Consider the following 16,876-nt stretch of genomic DNA (forward strand, 5'->3'; position numbering starts at 1 on the left):
GTGCCCGTAGGTTCTGACGCCTGCGCGGGCAAGCCGTGCTCCTGGGACTCCAATCGCTCCCCACCTGACGACTGCAGCAGCAAGGCGTGCCCACGAAGCGGCACTCAATGGCCATAAAAAAACCCGCCGGGTCACAAGGACCGGGCGGGCTGTATCAACACCTGGGGTTCAGTCAGATGTTCATGGGTACTGCTGCACTTGACCTTGCTGCTGGCCGCCATACTGCTGGCCAGGAATCGCCTTGAGGTTGACCTCGACACGGCGGTTCTGCGCCCGACCGTTGACGTCGCCGTTGCTGGCAACCGGGTTGTCCGGGCCTGCGCCACGGGCCGACAGGTTGGCGCCGCTGACGCCCTGGGACGTCAAGTACGTCGCGACGCTTTGGGCGCGACGCTGGGACAGGTCCATGTTGTGCTGGCGGCTGCCGGTGCTGTCGGTGTAGCCGACGATTTCGATCTGGTTCTGATTGAACTCTTTCAGCGAGCCGGCCAGGTTGTTGAGCGGCTGGTAGAAACTTGGGGCGATATTCGCCGAATCGGTGGCGAAGGTAATGTTGCCCGGCATGATCAGCTTGATCTGATCGCCCTGGCGCTGCACTTCAACCCCGGTATTGGCCATGCTGGCGCGCAGTTTCTTTTCCTGCTGGTCGGCGTAGTAGCCATAACCGGCGGCGGAAGCACCGACCACGGCGGCGCCGATCAGCGCCCCCTTGCCACGGTTGTTGTGGTCGATGGCAGCACCTGCCAGGGCGCCAGCCAGGGCTCCCAAGCCACCGTACTTGGCGGTTTTGCTCATGCCCGTGGAGCCACCGTCGGCCTGACCCTGGTTGTCATAAGGGTTAGGGGACGCACAGCCCGACAACAAGGCCACGGCAGTTGCGACAATAATCAAACGACGCGAGGTGAACATGGAGAGCTCCTACTTTTACATTCTGTGGTGCAGCGGACGTTAGCAATGGACCCCTGCGGGCGTTGGAACACGACAACCGGCAAAAATTCCGTGGCGGCTTGTAACACCTCCTGTCCTAGGCACGGACGAACGGATTCTCACGCATCTCATCGCCCAGCCGGGTATCGGGACCATGCCCGGTGACCACGGTCGCCTCTTCATCGAGGGTGTACAGGCGCTGCTTGATCGAACGCACGATAGTCGCCTGGTCACCGCCCCACAAATCCGTGCGCCCTACCCCACGTCGAAACAAGGTGTCACCGGCTATCAGCAGCTTAGCTTCTGCAAACCAGAAACTCATGGAACCCGGTGTGTGACCTGGCGTGTGCAACGCCACGCCACAGCCGCACGCCAACTCTTCATCGTCATCCAGCCAACGATCCGGCGAAGGTACCGGGGTGTAGGGCACGCGAAACATCTGGCATTGCATCTCCAGGTTGTCCCAGAGGAACTGATCTTCCTTGTGCAAGTGCAGGGTAGCACCGGTTTTTTCCTTCAACTGGCCCGATGCCAGGAAGTGATCCAGGTGCGCATGGGTATGAATGATGCTCACCACCTTCAGGCCCAGGGCCTCGAGGCGGGCCAGGATCAACTCGTGATTGCCCCCCGGATCGACGACGATGGCTTTCTTGGTGATCGGATCGCCAATGATCGTGCAGTTGCACTGCAACGGGCCGACGGGGAAGGTTTCGCGGATCAGCGCGGGTTGGGCAGCGTCCATGGGCGTTCCTGGAGAAAATGGATCGGCTATTCTGGCACAGCCCGCCACGATCGCCGATGGCAGGCCGGTAACAAAACGCCCCCGACCCTGGCATTCGCCAATGCCTGAACTGCCACCCAACACGGACACACCCATGACGTTCAACTGGCACAGCGACTTACTGACAACCGCAACCGCGCTCGACAAACACTACAAAAACACCCAGAACGTGCGTCGCTTCATGCACGAGCACTGCGGTGCAGACTTCCGCTTCGACCGCAACTTCATGGCCTGGATCCGCAGCGGGACGCCTGCAACCCTGGGCGATGTGGTCGATGAGTGGCGGCGTCGGCAACCCGTAATCGAAGATCCACGCACCTAAGGGCGACTGTTCAAGATTCGCCATTAAGTCCGGCAGCATGCTTAGAGTTACTGCAGAGCATGCCTACATCATTCAAAGAAACGTCTGATTTATCTCCCTTTGCCCAGTCATCTAGCGTGCGTCCTTTCGAAACAAAAAGGACGCATGTCGCATGAAGCGCTATCACATCACAGTCGGGGCCAAGACCACCGCCGACGGCACCGTAATCACGGGCTACCCCCACTGGACCATCGATGGCCAGCCCATCGCCCGTGAGGGCGACGAAGTCGATTGCCCGGCCTGCGACAGTACTGGCGTCATCGTCTGCGACGGTCCGCACCTGGTGGACCTCATGCAAGGACGCCCCTCCGCCCTGGAGGGTGACCTCTGTCACTGCAAATGCGACCCGCCACCACGCCTGATAGCCAACCAGACCCTGCAGTGCCAGGAGTTCAGGAACATCGCGCCAGACCCGCGCTTCACGCCACCGCCCACTCCGTTCGCAGCCCAACCCGCAGACGGAACGCACTCATCCGGTTTCGCCTCGGTCACCAGCCCTCCTGCGCCCCACGGGTTTAATAGCACTCAAGGTCAGGAGCCTGGCTTCTACATCGTGCCCAAGAGCACTACCCGCGAACTGCTTGAAGCGAACCTGTTCAGCCTGCGCGATCCGGCGGTGATGGGTAAGTTTCAATTGCTCAACCCTTATCGGCACGACGTCAAAGCCGGCTCGATGATCGTGCTAAGCGACCCGAGCAATTGGCAATGCAGTCGGGAAGAAGCCTTGCTGATGGAGGTGGCGGCCGGAACCAACGACCTGCTTGAAACCCTCAGTCCGGAAGAAGCGGACTTCATGGTCCATCACCGTGACGAAATCCAAACGTTTCTAGCTCGAGGTTCAACCGCTATCGGAGTGGGTGCGACGATATTCTCCAGGAACCTGGAGCAAGTAGATAAAAGTCTGCGAGATATCGAAGCCTTACATCAGCGTTCGTTCCTAAACGATGGCCATCTGCGCTCAGCTGACTTTTTTGCAGAACGCCAACGTCTGCTCGCCCAACTCAATACCAACCTGACAACCCTGACACGTAAGGGTATTGGTTTCCCAGACCATCCGAACTTGAAACGTTCACTAGGAATCTCCAATCGCAGCTTGGTTCACCACTGGACCCAGGCCGGTGCGCCAGGACAAATACCGGGTTATGCCACTCATCTTGACGGTGTAGCCAAGGCCGCTAAATATGTCGAACGCGGTGGATGGATTGGCACAGCCATTGGTGTTGGTGCCTCCGCGCTAAAGATTCAAAGTGTGTGCACCGCGGGCAGTACCGAAGCCTGTGAACGCGTGAGACTTACAGAGATGGGTAGCCTCCTAGGCGGGGGGGTTGGTGGTTGGGCTGCTGCTGGGTTTTTAACTGCGCCCGCTGTTACAGGGCTGTGTGTCGGACTTGGAGTGCCAACAGGCGGAACATCGTTGCTTGTTTGCAGTGTGTTGGCAGTCGGGGCCACATCTCTCGCTGGAGGCTCTATTGGTGCGGTCGGGGGGGAGGCAATAGGTGAAAAAATTTATGAGGCGATGGAATGAGCTTGAACACCGCCGACAAGGTATTCCTTATTATTGGGATACTTGACTTTGGTGGGTTACTTGTCTGGATTGGTGTCGTGCTTCATATGGCCTATACCAGGATGGATTTCTTACTTGAGCTTTTCAAGAACAGCCCAGGCGTTATGGATCTGAGCAGCATCAAACACGGCGGCCCCCTGGGGAAACTGGTAGTAATCGGTAGCATTTCCGGCTACGTCACATTTTCCAGGTTTTATGTACAACGTGGTGGCGTAAACGCCGAAGATGTAAAAAATCTACCCGATTCCATCAGACGAAAACTAGTAGTTTTACAAGGAGTCGGAATAGTCCTTTTGCTCGTCATGCTCGGTATAGCGGCGGTAGTTAAATTGGGGCTTGTTTAAGACACGAGTCCTTTCTGGTTACCCGCCCCCTGCTGAATCTGCTACTCCAGCGAACGTGGCACCTTGGCTCGGACAAGGTGCCTTGATGCTCCATTAAAACCCCAACTGCAACGTCTCCTGCCCCTCCAGCCCCAACAAATACTGCTTGGCCTCCAGACCACCGGCAAACCCGGTCAGGCTGCCTGATGCGCCAATCACCCGGTGGCAGGGGGTGACGATCGAGATCGGGTTTTTGCCGTTGGCGGCGCCCACCGCTCGTACCGCCTTGGGGCTGCCGATCTGCTCGGCGATCTGGCTGTAGCTGCGGGTTTCGCCGAAGGGGATGGTCAGCAAGGCCTGCCAGACCTTCTGCTGGAACTCGGTGCCGACAAAGTCCAGTGGCAGGTCAAAGTGCTCGCGCTCACCGGCGAAGTACTGCTGCAACTGGCGCTCGGTGTCCTGCAGCAGCGGGCTGTGGATATCTTCCTGCAGCGGGCCGATGCGTACGCGGTTGAGCCGTTCGTTTTCCCAGAGGATCGCGCAGAGTTTGTCGCCGCTGGCGATCAGGGTCAGGGTGCCGACCGGCGACGGCATCCGTTTGAATACGTATGACATGGGTGACTCCTGGATCCGACTGTCAGGGTCGGTCGTTGAGTTTGTCAGAGGACGTATTCAGAGTAATCTTGCGTTTGAACTTTCCTGGCGGACAGCGGATTGCCCGCGACAAGGTCTTCAGAAAGGCTTAGAGCCGGCCATATTCCTGCGCCGTGCGGTCCAGCGCCCGCAACGTCTTGGCGACCAGTTCGTCGATTTCTTCACGGCTGGCGATCAACGCCGGGGCCATGATCATGCGCCCCAGGGTGGAGCGGATGATCACCCCTTCCTCAAAGCCCAGGGTACGGCAGCGCCAGGCGATGTCGTTCTCGTTGACAAACCGTTTGCGGCTGCCCTTGTCCTCGGCCAATTGCAAGGCCGCGACCATGCCCACGCCCTGGATATCACCCACCAGCGGGTGCTGGCCGAACACTTCGCGCAGGCACTGTTGCAGGTAAGGCCCGATGTCCTCCTTGACCCGCTTGACCACCCCTTCATCGCGCAACGCCTTGAGGTTGGCAATGGCCACCGCGGCGGCCACCGGGTGCCCGGAATAGGTCAGGCCGTGGGCGAACACCCCGCCCTGCTCCACCAGCACCTGGGCCATTTTTTTCGACAGGATCAGCCCGCCCATGGGGATGTAGCCCGAGGTCAGGCCCTTGGCGATGGACAGGGTGTCGGGCTCGAACCCGAAGTGCTCATGGGCGAACCATTCACCGGTGCGACCGAAACCACCGATCACTTCGTCGGCGCACAACAGCACGTCGTACTGGCGGCAGATGCGCTGAATTTCCGGCCAGTAGCTCTCGGGAGGGAAGATCATCCCGCCCGCGCCCTGGAAGGGTTCGGCAATGAACCCGGCAACCTTGTCAGCGCCCAGCTCGAGGATCTTGGCCTCTAGTTGCTGCGCCGCCCGCAGGCCAAATTCAGCCGGAGTGAGGTTGCCCTCATGGGCAAAAAAGTACGGCTCGTCGATGTGTGCAATGTCCGGCAGCATGCCGCCCATCTCGTGCATGAACTTCATGCCGCCGAGCGCCGTGGCCGCCAGGGTCGAGCCGTGATAACCGTTCCAGCGGCCGATCATCACCTTCTTCTCTGGCTTGCCGAGCACCTGCCAGTAACGGCGTACGGTGCGGATCAGCACTTCGTTGGCCTCGGAACCGGAGTTGGTGTAGATCGCGTGGCTGTAGTGCCCCGGCAGCAGGCTGAACAGCAACTCCGACAGCTCGATGACCTGCGGGTGGGTGGTGTGGAAAAACATGTTGTAGTACGGCAGTTGCTCAAGCTGCCGGGTCGCCGCGGCGGCCAGGTCCTTGCGCCCGTAGCCCAGGTTGGTGCACCACAGCCCCGACATGCCATCCAGGTAGCGCCGACCGTCGTTGTCCCACAGATGCAGGCGCTCGCCTCGCACCATCACGCGCGGCCCTTCGTCGTTGAGGGCTTTCTGATCGACGAACGCGTGGATGTGGTGTGCAGCGTCGGCGGCCTGGTAGTCGCGGGTGTCACGTGGGGTGGTCATCGCCAGTTCTCCGTTGTGGTAATGGATAGTGGCCCAGGTGCTTGCAGGGCAAAAATAGTAAAAATGTGTTCGCAGGCGATGAAAAAACTGGGCAGCGATTCTCCCCACGCGCGCGCCATGTGGTTATTGTTCAGGCAAGACTCGATCGTCGCCCACGCTTACCTGGGCGGTGCGCAAATTGCTTGGGAGCCGCTGTCGAGACCGACGCCGGGCCCATCACCCCGAGGTTTGCCGTGGCTGCCTACAATCTGCGTCAACTGAAGTACTTCATCACCACCGTGGAATGCGGCAGCGTCGCCGAGGCCTCGCGCAAGCTGTACATCGCCCAGCCGTCGATCTCCACAGCCATCAAGGGCCTGGAAGACAGCTTCGGGGTGCAGCTGCTGATCCGCCACCACGCCCAGGGCGTCTCCCTCACCCCCAGCGGCGCACGCTTTTATCGCAAGGCTCAGGAACTGCTGCGCATGGCCAAGGAGTTCGAACAGAACGCCCTGGCCGACAACGATGTGGTGTCCGGGCAGATCGACATCGGTTGCTTCGAGACAGTCGCACCGCTGTACCTGCCGCAACTGATGGCCGGGTTTTCGGCGCTGTACCCGGGGGTGGAAATCCGCATCCGCGACGGTGAACAGCAGGAGCTGGTGCAGGGGCTGACGTCGGGGGCCTTTGACCTGGCGATCCTCTACGAGCACGACCTGGATGGCACCATCCAGACCGAACCCTTGATGCCGGCGCAACGCCCTTATGCCCTGCTGCCGGCCGACCACCGCTTCGCCCAGCAGGCCCAGGTGTCACTGCGCGACCTGTGCCTGGAGCCGATGATTCTGCTGGATGTGCAGCCGAGCCGGACCTACTTCGTCAGCCTGTTCGATGAGCTGGGGCTGACCCCGCGAATCGCCTTCAGCTCACCCTCGATCGAGATGGTGCGCGGCATGGTCGGCCAAGGTTTCGGCTTTTCGATCCTGGTCACCCGGCCGCATTCGCAATGCACCTACGACGGGCAGAAGGTGGTGTGTGTGAACATCGTCGAAGACGTCACCGGTTCCGGGCTGGTGGCCGCCTGGCTCAAGCGCGGGCAATTGACCAAGCCGGCGCAGTTGTTTGCCGATTACTGCCGGGAGCAATTGACGGCCAAGGCCCTGGGATCGGGCTGATGCAACGAGCCCCGGTCAGGCCAGCAGTCCCAGTTCTTTCGCCCGGGCCACGGCCTGGGTGCGACGCTCGACGCCGAGCTTGCTGTTGATGTGGCTGGCGTGGGTTTTCACCGTGTGCAACGAGATGAACAACTGATCGCTGATTTCCTGGTTCGAACAGCCCCGGGCAATCAGTTGCAGCACCGCTTGCTCACGAACGCTGAGGGTTTCGCCGCCGGGTTGGCTCTCGACGCTTTCGCGAATCGCGACCTGGGGCAGTTGTTCCATCAGGCTCTGGCGCAGCGGTGTGGCTGGACAGTGGGCCAGTTGCTCGCGCAGCCAGTCCGGTCGCTCGCGCAGTAACCCATCAAAGGGTTGCAGCAAACCGCCGCTGGCGGCCTCGAACGCCTGGGCCAGGGCCAGACGCGCTTCTGGCTCGCGCCCATGGCCCAGCAACAGGCTGACTTTCTGAATCAGCGCCATCACGCTGAGCATCTGCCGACCACTTTTTTGCCCCTGTTCGAGCAAGGCATTGAGACGCCCTTCGGCCAGCATCGGCTGGTTCTGCATCGACTCCAGCAGGGCTTGCTGCAACTCGATGTGCAGGGGCATTTGCGGGTGGAATTCGGGGGGCGCCGCGGCCTGTTCGCCGTTATAGGTCTGGCCCAGGCGTGTCAGCCAGGCGCCGGCCAGGTCGGTACGCCCCTGGGCCAGCCACAGTTCACATTTGACCAGGGTCAGCATGGCCAGGTAGTAGATCGGTGGCACGTCCCAGATGTGCATCAGCCGCTCGGCCTCGGCCAGTTCGGCGAACGCCTTGGCAAACTCGCCCCGGCTGCCTTCCAGCCGGGCGATCACACTGTGGCCGATCAGCACGCTGATGTCGCGACAGGCCCGTGCTTCCGTCAGGCCGGCGTGCAGGCGGGCGAGCCCGAGTTCGGGTTGCAGGCGCAGGACCAGCAGGAAACCTTCGTACAGGGTCAGGCGCGCGCGCACCGCATACAGCCGTTGCGGCGCCAGGCCCTGCAAGCGTTGCTGGCCCTGGCGGACTTCGTCCAGGGAGCGAAGAATTTCCCCTCGCGCCTGCAGCACCCGGGCGCGGTCGTAATGGGCCAGCGCTTCAAACAGCGGATTGCCGACCCGTTGCGCCAGCTCCAGGGATTCGCGGTTCAGCTCCCGGGCACGCCACAGGTCGGCGTCGGCAATGGCCAGGTTGGACAGGGTCGACAGGCACATCAGCCGCTGGCCATAGCGCTTGTGCGGCAGGCTTTGCAGGGCCTCGGTGCAGTACAGCAGGGTCAGGTCGCGCTGGCCACGGCCACGGGCGATGATCCCGCTCAGGGCCAGCCACTGCGCCAGCATGGATTTTTGTGCGGTGGCCGACGGGGCCGGCAGGAACCGGCTGAGGTGGCTGGCCAGTTCTTGCGCGGCGTCCAACTGGCAGGCCAGGCCCAGGGCCCAGCTGTACAGCACGATCAGGCGCGGGGTGCTGACCAGCAGGCTGTCGGGCAAGTCCATTTTCCAGCGCAGCAACATGCCGACGTTCTGTTCGGCCAGCAGTTGTTCTTCGGACAGGTTCTGCACCAGGTTCGCCGCCACGTCCAGGTGACCGGCCCGCAAGGCCTGCTCCACGGCTTCGTCGAGCAGGCCCTGGGCATTGAACCAGCGGCACGCCCGCAGGTGCAGGCTGGCGACGGGCACCATGGCGTTAACAGTCGGGCGACTGCGCAGCAGGTCGGAAAACAGATGGTGGTAGCGGAACCAGTGCCCCTGCTCGTCGAGCGGCACCAGGAACACCTGGTGGGACAGCAGGTAACGCAGGATCTCGGCACTGTCGTGGGCTTCGCGCACCGCGTCGCACAGTTCGCTGCAAAAGCGCTCCTGAGGCGCGGTGTCGTAGAGAAAGGCCTGGACCTCGGCGGGCAGGCAATCGATGACTTCTTCGAGCAGGTAGTCGCGGATCAGGCCTTCACCGCCGTGCAGGGGCGGTGGTAGTGTCGCGCCATTGCCAGCTTCCGAGGCCGCGAGCAACCAGAAGCGCAGCCCCGCCACCCAACCTTCGCTACGCTCGATCAGGCTTTCCAGCGCCTCGCCCCGCAGTGAACTGCTGTGCCGGTTCAGCAGGGCCAGGGATTCGTCGTGCGTCAGGCGCAGGTCCTGCTCGTGCAGTTCGAGCAATTGCCGCGACAGGCGCAAACGGGCCAGGTGCCAGTCGGGCCGCTGGCGGCTGGTGACCAGCACCAGCAGGCCATCGGGCAGGTGGTTGAGGAAAAACTGCAGGCAGCGGTCCAGCACCGGGCCCTGGGCCAAGTGATAGTCATCCAGCACCAGCAGCAACGGGGCACTGGGTGAGAGCTGGACCGCCAGTTCGTCAAGCAGCCCGTCCAGCCATTCCTCGAAGGCGAACGGCTGATGACGCTGGCGCATTTTCAGCAGGCCCAGGGCCTGGCTGCCTAATCGAGGAAAATAGTGTTGCAGGCCTTCGAGTAACCGTTCGAGAAAACGCCCCGGGTCATTGTCCCGTGGGCTGAGCCCCAGCCACAGGCTTTGCCAGTGATCCGGCAGGCTCTGGCAGAACTCCACCGCCAGTGAGCTTTTACCAAACCCGGCCGGGGCGCTGACCAGCAGCAGTCGCCCCGTCAAGCCGGCACTCAGCCGCTCGCACAACCGTGGCCGCAGGATGTGGCCGTCGGGCAAGGGGGGACGGTAAAAGCGTCCTTCCAGCATCGGCACGGCCGAGCTGGGAGGGCTCTGGATTCGGAACAGGTCAGTCATAGCCAACTCTTATTGAAGTACTGTTGTCGGCATTGCAGATGTCCGCAGACTAGCGGCAAACCGCCAGGGTTTGAAGGCAATTGCTACAAATGGCTACAAAAAGTCTACGACCGCCCTTTCTCCTCCCCATGCGGCGGGGGTCGAACGCTTTATCCGAAGCAAAAAAAACGCCCCGAACCAGTCGGGGCGTTTTTCGAGGATGCGGCCTCTGGTGCAGCGTATTAGCGAACACCTTCCTGACGCAGTGCGGCCGGAGTGAAGTCGCTGGTGGTGGCGGTGAAGCCAAAGTCGTAAGCCTGTTTCTCTTCGTTCTTCATGCCCAGTGCCAGGTAACGGCCGGACTGCAGGTCGTAGAGGGTTTCCAGGGCATACCACGGCACTTGTTTGTCGTAGTAGTCCTGGGCATGGGCTTCAGCCACGCGCCACAGTTGACCACGACCGTCGTAGTGGTCGATGACAGCGGCTTGCCAGGTGTCTTCGTCGATGTAGAAGTCACGCTTGGCGTAGATGTGACGCTGGCCTTCCTTCAGGGTCGCAACCACATGCCACACGCGGCGCAGCTCGTAGCGGGCCAGGTCCTGGTTGATGTGCCCGGCCTTGATGATGTCGGAGTACTTGAGCTTCGGATCGTCAAGCTTGTAGCTGTCGGAGGCGATGTACATCTCTTTCTTGCCTTCGAGCTTCCAGTCGTAGCGGTCCGGTGCACCGTTGAACATGTCCAGGTTGTCGGAGGTCCGCAGGCCGTCGGCGGCAGTACCCGGGCCGTCATAGGACACTTGCGGGGCACGGCGCACACGACGCTGGCCGGCGTTGTAGACCCACGCCGAACGCGGCTCCTTGACCTGGTCGAGGGTCTCGTGGACCAGCAGCACACCACCGGCCAGACGCGCCGGCGCGGTCACTTTCTGCTTGAAGTAGAACAGGATGTTGCCCGGGTTTTTCGGGTCGTAGTCCTTCATTTTGTCGCGGAACACGAACTGGTCCTGGAAGTACACCAGGCTGTAGGAGCCGTTGGCTTGCGGCGTGGCCTGGGTGACCAGGCGGGTCACGCTGCCACCCCGGTAGCGAGTGATGTGGTTCCAGATCACTTCCACACCGGTTTTCGGGATTGGGAACGGCACGGCCGTTTCGAAGTTTTCCAGGCCGTTGCCACCCGATACGAGGGTGGTGTTGGTGGCGTTGCGCTTGATGGACGCGAACACCTCAGGTGGCACGGTGGCGCCACGGTGCGAGGTGTACACCGGCATCTTGAAGGTTTCCGGGTAACGCTTGAACATCGCGTATTGGCCCGGAGCCAGCTTTTCCTTGTACTTGTCGACGTTCGACGCGGTGATGGTGAACAGCGGTTGCTCGCTGGCAAACGGATTGGACAGGAAGCCCTTGCTGTCGACCGTGCCGGCGTTCTTGGCCAGGGGTTTCCAGCTCGGGATCGAGCCATCGGCATTGCCGGCCATTTCTGCGCCCATCGGCGTCAGGCTCTTGCCCAGCTTGTCGGCTTCGGCTGCCGGGACGGCGGCCATGACACCGGTCGCCAGCAACGAAAGCCCCAGTCCTGCGACGTACACCAGATTCTTGGTTATTTTCATTTCTTGTTCGTCCTGAAGAAGCAGTGCTTAGAAGTTCACGCCGACGCTGAGCGCGACGAAGTCACGGTCATCCACGGTGGTGTACTTGCCGTCGAAGAAGTTGGTGTAGGCCAGGCTCGCGGTGTAGGTGTTCTGATACTCGGCATCCAGACCCAGGCTGACGGCCTTGCGACCTTCCTCGAAGTTGCCGCCAGGACCCGGCGAGTAGCCGCTGACGTCGTGGGACCAGGCCACGTTCGGCTTGAGGTTGACCCCGGCGAACACGTCGTTGTAGTCCCAGATCGCACGGCCACGGTAGCCCCAGGAGGTCGAGGTGGTGAAACCTTCGTCGGTGCAATTGCGCGTGGCGTTGTTGGTCGCAGCACCCGGACCTGCACCGGCAATGGTGCTGGCGTTCAGGGCCTGGCACGTGCCGCCTGGCAGTTCGCCCGGACCGTAGACAGGGTCGCGGCCATAACGCACGTCCGAGGTGCTTTCCAGCCCGCCAACGTGGGTCACGCCGACTTCACCCACCAGGGTCAGGCGGCTGGCGCCCATGACCTGGTCGAAGAAGTGCGTCAAGGTAGTCTGGAATTGAGTCACTTCCTTGCGGCGGTAGCCGTGCAGGTCGGTACCCGGAGTTCCCTGCAAGAGCGATGCGTTTTGATAGCCCGGCAATGGCGTCACACCGGCAAAGAGGATATCCGTGGAGTTCAGTTGCACCGGTGCGTTAGGACGGTAGCTGACCTCGCCTTGCCACGCCGTACCGGTTGGCAAAGTGGTGGAGAAGCTCAGGCCGTACAGACGAATATCCTCCGGATACTCGACGAAATACTGCGAGTTACCTGCTACCAGCAACGGCGCCAGACGGGCGATCGGCCCTTGGAGCGACGAGGCAAGGTTGTAAATCGATTGCGGGCCACCGGTGGCGCTGAAGATTGGTGCCCGGCTGTGGTAGTTCATGAAGTAAGCACCGAACTCGGTGTCCAGCGGGTCGAACATGTACTTGAAGGATGCGCCCCACTGGCCGCTGTCCCGTGCATCGCGGTCCGGACCGCGACGTACCAGCACGCCTTCCTCGTTGACGTCGACACCCAGTGCAGCGGCTGGGCCCAGGGCTGCAGCCGGCAGGGTCGAGCGCTTGTTCAATACGCGCAGGTTATTGTCGCAACCGTCGGCGATGATGTCTGGCTGGGAGAAGAAGGTTCCGCAGTTGTCGACAACCGTCTGGTCCCACTCAAGCTGGTAGAAGGCTTCCGCCGACAGGTTTTCGGTCAGGCTCTGGGACACATAGAACATGTTGACCGGGATCAGGCCTTCCTTGATCTCGGCACCCGGACGACGGAATGCGGACACGTCGATCGGGTTGATGGAGTTGATGCCGCCGCCGATGAAAGTACTTTCACCCCAGCTGACCACCTGCTTGCCCAGACGCACGGAGCCCGGCTGATCGGCAATCGCGTAGTTGTGGTAGACGAAGGCGTCGAGGATCTGCCCGCCGGAGGACTTGGCGCCTTCCTTGCGGTTGTCGTTGCTGACGTCCTTGAATTCCAGCTCTTCGTTCTGCAGCGCGAAGTCATACCAGTACTTGCCCCGGACAAACACGCCGGTGTCACCGTACTTCAGTTCAAGGTCATGAATGCCCTTGAAGATCTTCGAGAACGCTTGTCCGCTCTTGAAGTTCAAGTGGCCGTCATCGGAGGTCTGGGACAGGCCGTGCCCACCGTTGTTGACGCCGATGAGGTTCTTGTTTGGCGATTGGGTCGACACACTCATGCCCAACGAGAGGGACGAGTCGAATTGACCTTCGATTTCACCAACGTTGAAACTGACGCCGAATGCAGGCCCGGCGAGCGTAGAGGCGAGACTGACCGCCAAGGGCAGTTTCGCCCGGCGCCAGAACTGGTTTACTGATGTCATCGACGCTACTCCATGTGCTTTTATTGTTATGGCAGTGAGCACTTTTAAAAACGCTCTGGAGGACGGTGAGCCATGCGCTCGCGAAGTCATCCAAAGTTGCATCGCCCCTGTTCGTGCGTGCGTCTCGCTCTTAAAAATCCTTGAACGGACTATATCCAGCAGGCTGTACTGCTTGATCCCTCTAAAGTGTGATTTGCAGCCCCCAACCACTCTGGAACGGTCCTTCTGCCAGTCCGGCAGATGCCGGCACGGCAAGGATGGCTGAAAATTCGGAATTAACAAGCCAAGCGCTTGCTTGGTGGGCATGTCGTGCCCTTTCGGGCACGACACAGGAGACTTAAAGCGTCGACAGGAAGGTACTGTTATTGGCCTGCCACTGCGTGATGTCGAGGCGGATGCGTTTCTTGTCGAGCTTGCCGACACTGGTCTTGGGAATTTCCGTAACAAGGGCGATCTGGCTCGGGATGGCCCACTTGCTCAAGTGGCCCAATTCCACGAAGGGCTTGAGGTGCTCCTTGAGTTCCTTGGCCCCGATCACGTGGCCTTCACGGACCACCAGCAAGGCAAACGGGCGTTCGCCCCACTGCGGATCGGGGATGCCCACCACTGCTACTTCGCGTACCGCCAGGTGGCGGCTGATCAAGTCTTCGAGGTCCAGGGACGAGATCCACTCGCCGCCGGTCTTGATCACGTCCTTGATCCGGTCACGGATGTCGATCACCCCCATGCTGTCCAGGGTCGCAACGTCCCCGGTGTGCAGCCAGCCCCCGGCCCAGAGCTCTGCGCCCTTCTGCGGCTCGTTGAAATAACCCTCGGTGAGCCACGGCGCGCGCAGCACCAGCTCGCCCTGGGACTCGCCATCGGCCGGCAGGAAGTTACCCTCGGCGTCGATCACCGCCGCGTCCACCAACGGCACTGGCACCCCGGCCTTGATCCGATAGGTGGTGCGCTCGTCTTCGGTACCGGCCATCAGCTCATCGTTGAGGTGGGCACAGGACACCAGCGGCCCGGTTTCCGACATGCCATAGGCCGCAGTGAGCTGAATGCCCCTGGCCTTGGCCGCTTCGTACAGCGCACGGTTCAGCGCGCTGCCGCCAATGACGATTTTCCAGCCAGCAAAATCGGTGTTTTGCGCCGCCTTGGCATTGAGCACCATTTGCAGGATGGTCGGCACGCAGTGGGAGAAGCTGACTTTTTCCTTGCGCCACAACTCCACCAGGTATTCCGGGTCATAACGACCGGGGTAGACCTGCTTGAGGCCAAGCATGGTGGCCACGTAGGGCAAGCCCCAGGCGTGTACGTGGAACATTGGGGTGATGGGCATGTACACATCGTTGGTCCCCAACAGGCGCACGCTGTCGATGCTGCCCATGATCGTCGACACGCCCATGGTATGCAGCACCAGTTGCCGGTGGGTGAAGTACACGCCCTTGGGATTGCCAGTGGTACCGGTGGTGTAGAAGGTAGTCGCTACCGAGTTCTCGTCGAAGTCGGCGAAATCGTAGTGCGGGCTCGCGGCCGCCAGCAGTTGTTCGTACTCGCCCACCAGGTTCGGCAGCTCGGCCGTCTTTTCCGGCAGGTCGGTGAGCAGCAGGGTTTTCTCCACCGTGGTCAGTTGCCCGGCGATGGCCTGGTACAACCCGACGAATTCGCTGTTGACCAGCACGAAGCGGTCCTCGGCGTGGTTCATGGTGTAGAGGATCTGCTCAGGCGACAGGCGCACGTTGATGGTGTGGATCACCGCGCCGATCATCGGGATGGCGAACATGCACTCCAGGTAACGATGGCTGTCCCAGTCCATCACCGCCACGGTATCACCGGCCTTGACCCCGGCCGCCGTCAGCACGTTGGCCAGCCGCGCGACGCGCTCGATCAGGGTCGGATAGCTGTAGCGCAACTGGTCGCGGTAGACAATCTCGCGGGTTTTCTCATAGCGACTGCCCGACATCAGCAATCGCTTGATCAACAACGGGTATCGATAAGCACCTTCGGCTGGCGGAATAACGCGAGTCTGCAACATAAGCATCCCTTTCATCTGACTGCACGGTCTTGGCGTAAAGACTGCACTTTAGTCAGGCTGGGCGCGCGCTAAATCAGCCAAAGGAATGATTTGAGAGCGGGGCAAATACTGGCTCTAAGCCAGCATTGCTGGGGAAAAGACAACCATCATCAAGCCGTTTGTCCTACTGCCGCCTCGGCTGGTGTGCGCGGGAAAATCAGCGCCGAGAGGAAGGTCAACGCTGCAAAACCGGCCAGGATCAGGTACAGCCCGACAAAACCCTGGCGGGGCTCGACAAAGGCAATCAGCGGGATGGCCGTGGCACTGGCACCGAATGACAGGCAATAACGCAAGGCAAATACCCGCGATTGCCAGTGCGGCGCCACGAAGTTGGCGACCATCGCGTCATTCACCGTGACCTGCCCAAACACCACGAACATGAAGGCGGCACCCAATACGATGACGGCCGAGCCCTCGACATAGGCCATGGCAAACAACAGCGGGGCCTGGCACAGGGTGAGCAACATGAACGGCCATTTCAGGCTGAAGCGGTGCAGCACCCGCCCGATACTCAACTGGGCCACCGCGCCAAAGGCGTACGCCAGGCTGACCACCACCCCAAGGGTCTGCGGTGAGGCGAACAGGTCGTGCAGGCGTTCCTGGAACAACTTCGGATAGGTCATGGTCGTGGCGTTGAACACCACCCCGCCCGTGGCGGTAGCCAGGGCCAGCACCCCGAACACCATGACCATGGAGATCCGCTGGCCCGCGGCGCCCTTGAGGGGAGCATGGGCACGCACGGGAATCGGCTCCTCGCGCACCTGCAAGGCAAAGCCGATGCCCAGGGCAATGGCGGCAACACCCGGCAGGATAAACGCCGAACGCCAGCCAAACTGCGCCACCAACAAGCCGGTGACCAAGGCCGAAAACGCCACCCCCAGATTGCCCCACATGCCGTTGATGCCAATTTCCCGGCCACGGTTCTGGGCGTAGGCCACCAGCATCGCAGTGCCGACCGGGTGATAGATCGCGGCGAACACCCCCATCAGCGTCAACCCCAGGACCAGCATCGGCGCGGAGCTGCTCAGGCCGGTGAAAATCGCCGAGGCGCCGATCCCGAAGAAAAACACCAGCATCATCTGGCGTCGACTCCAGTGATCGCCCAGCCAACCCGCCGGCAACGAACAGGCACCAAAGGCGATGAACCCGCCCAGGGACAGGCCGATCATGCTGGCGTAGTCCAGGCCGAAGACCTCGGTCATGCCCAGCACGGCGGCGGGAAAAATCAGCATGAACATGTGATCGATCACATGGGCGGCGTTGATGTAGCGAATGACATTCCTGGGTTGATGCATGGCAGCACACTATTCGTTGAGGGTGTGGCGCTATGCTAAGTTGGCAATAACACGCATTCC

Annotated in this window: 13 protein-coding genes; 4 read left to right on the forward strand and 9 right to left on the reverse strand. The window is 61.2% G+C overall.

The window, feature by feature from the left end; all coding sequences use genetic code 11:
• Positions 1–180 precede the first annotated feature (180 nt).
• Positions 181–909, reverse strand: coding sequence for a YiaD family glycine zipper/OmpA-like lipoprotein (locus H7995_RS21355; RefSeq protein WP_095168963.1), 729 nt, complete (start codon positions 907–909; stop codon positions 181–183).
• Positions 910–1,024: 115 nt separating this feature from the next.
• Positions 1,025–1,669: an MBL fold metallo-hydrolase gene (locus H7995_RS21360; RefSeq protein WP_182342260.1), complete on the reverse strand. Its 645-nt coding sequence runs from the start codon at positions 1,667–1,669 to the stop codon at positions 1,025–1,027.
• A 133-nt stretch (positions 1,670–1,802) separates the two neighbouring features.
• On the opposite strand from H7995_RS21360, the gene H7995_RS21365 reads away from it, so the two are divergent.
• The 3 genes from H7995_RS21365 (at position 1,803) to H7995_RS21375 (ending at position 3,977) form a co-directional block, all read left to right on the forward strand.
• Positions 1,803–2,030: a DUF6434 domain-containing protein gene (locus H7995_RS21365; protein WP_166589727.1), complete on the forward strand. Its 228-nt coding sequence runs from the start codon at positions 1,803–1,805 to the stop codon at positions 2,028–2,030.
• Positions 2,031–2,181: 151 nt separating this feature from the next.
• Positions 2,182–3,594 (forward strand): PAAR domain-containing protein, encoded by a 1,413-nt coding sequence (locus tag H7995_RS21370; RefSeq protein ID WP_185818815.1) that lies wholly within the window; start codon positions 2,182–2,184, stop codon positions 3,592–3,594.
• Entirely contained in the window at positions 3,591–3,977 is a 387-nt protein-coding gene (locus H7995_RS21375) for a hypothetical protein (RefSeq protein ID WP_185818816.1), read from the forward strand. Before H7995_RS21370 ends, H7995_RS21375 begins: the two co-directional genes overlap by 4 nt.
• Positions 3,978–4,070: 93 nt before the next feature.
• On the opposite strand, the gene H7995_RS21380 is transcribed toward H7995_RS21375, so the two are convergent.
• The gene (locus H7995_RS21380) at positions 4,071–4,571 is read right to left on the reverse strand and encodes a methylated-DNA--[protein]-cysteine S-methyltransferase (protein ID WP_166589733.1); all 501 of its coding nucleotides are present in this window, start codon (positions 4,569–4,571) and stop codon (positions 4,071–4,073) included.
• A gap of 127 nt (positions 4,572–4,698) precedes the next feature.
• A complete protein-coding gene (locus H7995_RS21385; protein ID WP_185818817.1) occupies positions 4,699–6,069 on the reverse strand; it encodes an aspartate aminotransferase family protein in 1,371 nt (456 codons plus the stop codon).
• Positions 6,070–6,302: 233 nt separating this feature from the next.
• Between H7995_RS21385 and H7995_RS21390 the strand changes: the two genes are divergently transcribed.
• Complete coding sequence (locus H7995_RS21390; protein WP_185818818.1) at positions 6,303–7,223, forward strand: LysR substrate-binding domain-containing protein; 921 nt, start codon at positions 6,303–6,305, stop codon at positions 7,221–7,223.
• Between the two features lie 15 nt (positions 7,224–7,238).
• On the opposite strand, the gene H7995_RS21395 is transcribed toward H7995_RS21390, so the two are convergent.
• From H7995_RS21395 to H7995_RS21415, 5 genes are all read right to left on the reverse strand, one after another.
• On the reverse strand, positions 7,239–9,977 hold the full coding sequence (locus H7995_RS21395; protein ID WP_166589736.1) for a winged helix-turn-helix domain-containing protein: 2,739 nt from the start codon (positions 9,975–9,977) through the stop codon (positions 7,239–7,241).
• A 221-nt stretch (positions 9,978–10,198) separates the two neighbouring features.
• Positions 10,199–11,563 (reverse strand): DUF1329 domain-containing protein, encoded by a 1,365-nt coding sequence (locus tag H7995_RS21400; protein WP_166589737.1) that lies wholly within the window; start codon positions 11,561–11,563, stop codon positions 10,199–10,201.
• Positions 11,564–11,590: 27 nt separating this feature from the next.
• Positions 11,591–13,462, reverse strand: a complete 1,872-nt coding sequence (locus tag H7995_RS21405) for a DUF1302 domain-containing protein (protein ID WP_166589738.1) — start codon at positions 13,460–13,462, stop codon at positions 11,591–11,593.
• 337 nt (positions 13,463–13,799) lie between these two features.
• Entirely contained in the window at positions 13,800–15,482 is a 1,683-nt protein-coding gene (locus H7995_RS21410) for a fatty acid--CoA ligase (RefSeq protein ID WP_166589739.1), read from the reverse strand.
• A gap of 149 nt (positions 15,483–15,631) precedes the next feature.
• The gene (locus H7995_RS21415; RefSeq protein ID WP_166589740.1) at positions 15,632–16,816 is read right to left on the reverse strand and encodes an MFS transporter; all 1,185 of its coding nucleotides are present in this window, start codon (positions 16,814–16,816) and stop codon (positions 15,632–15,634) included.
• Positions 16,817–16,876 lie beyond the last annotated feature (60 nt).

The sequence above is a fragment of the Pseudomonas kielensis genome, assembly GCF_014236655.1.
In the GTDB taxonomy this organism is placed as follows: Bacteria; Pseudomonadota; Gammaproteobacteria; order Pseudomonadales; family Pseudomonadaceae; genus Aquipseudomonas; species Aquipseudomonas kielensis.

What these genes read in the sequence shown, in the direction of transcription:
- H7995_RS21375 (WP_185818816.1), top strand. Translation starts at nt 3,591, where the DNA reads ATGAGCTTGAACACCGCCGACAAGGTATTCCTTATTATTGGGATACTT.
- H7995_RS21360 (WP_182342260.1), bottom strand. Translation starts at nt 1,669, where the DNA reads ATGGACGCTGCCCAACCCGCGCTGATCCGCGAAACCTTCCCCGTCGGC.
- H7995_RS21370 (WP_185818815.1), top strand. Translation starts at nt 2,182, where the DNA reads ATGAAGCGCTATCACATCACAGTCGGGGCCAAGACCACCGCCGACGGC.
- H7995_RS21405 (WP_166589738.1), bottom strand. Translation starts at nt 13,462, where the DNA reads ATGACATCAGTAAACCAGTTCTGGCGCCGGGCGAAACTGCCCTTGGCG.
- H7995_RS21400 (WP_166589737.1), bottom strand. Translation starts at nt 11,563, where the DNA reads ATGAAAATAACCAAGAATCTGGTGTACGTCGCAGGACTGGGGCTTTCG.
- H7995_RS21355 (WP_095168963.1), bottom strand. Translation starts at nt 909, where the DNA reads ATGTTCACCTCGCGTCGTTTGATTATTGTCGCAACTGCCGTGGCCTTG.
- H7995_RS21415 (WP_166589740.1), bottom strand. Translation starts at nt 16,816, where the DNA reads ATGCATCAACCCAGGAATGTCATTCGCTACATCAACGCCGCCCATGTG.
- H7995_RS21385 (WP_185818817.1), bottom strand. Translation starts at nt 6,069, where the DNA reads ATGACCACCCCACGTGACACCCGCGACTACCAGGCCGCCGACGCTGCA.
- H7995_RS21380 (WP_166589733.1), bottom strand. Translation starts at nt 4,571, where the DNA reads ATGTCATACGTATTCAAACGGATGCCGTCGCCGGTCGGCACCCTGACC.
- H7995_RS21365 (WP_166589727.1), top strand. Translation starts at nt 1,803, where the DNA reads ATGACGTTCAACTGGCACAGCGACTTACTGACAACCGCAACCGCGCTC.
- H7995_RS21410 (WP_166589739.1), bottom strand. Translation starts at nt 15,482, where the DNA reads ATGTTGCAGACTCGCGTTATTCCGCCAGCCGAAGGTGCTTATCGATAC.
- H7995_RS21395 (WP_166589736.1), bottom strand. Translation starts at nt 9,977, where the DNA reads ATGACTGACCTGTTCCGAATCCAGAGCCCTCCCAGCTCGGCCGTGCCG.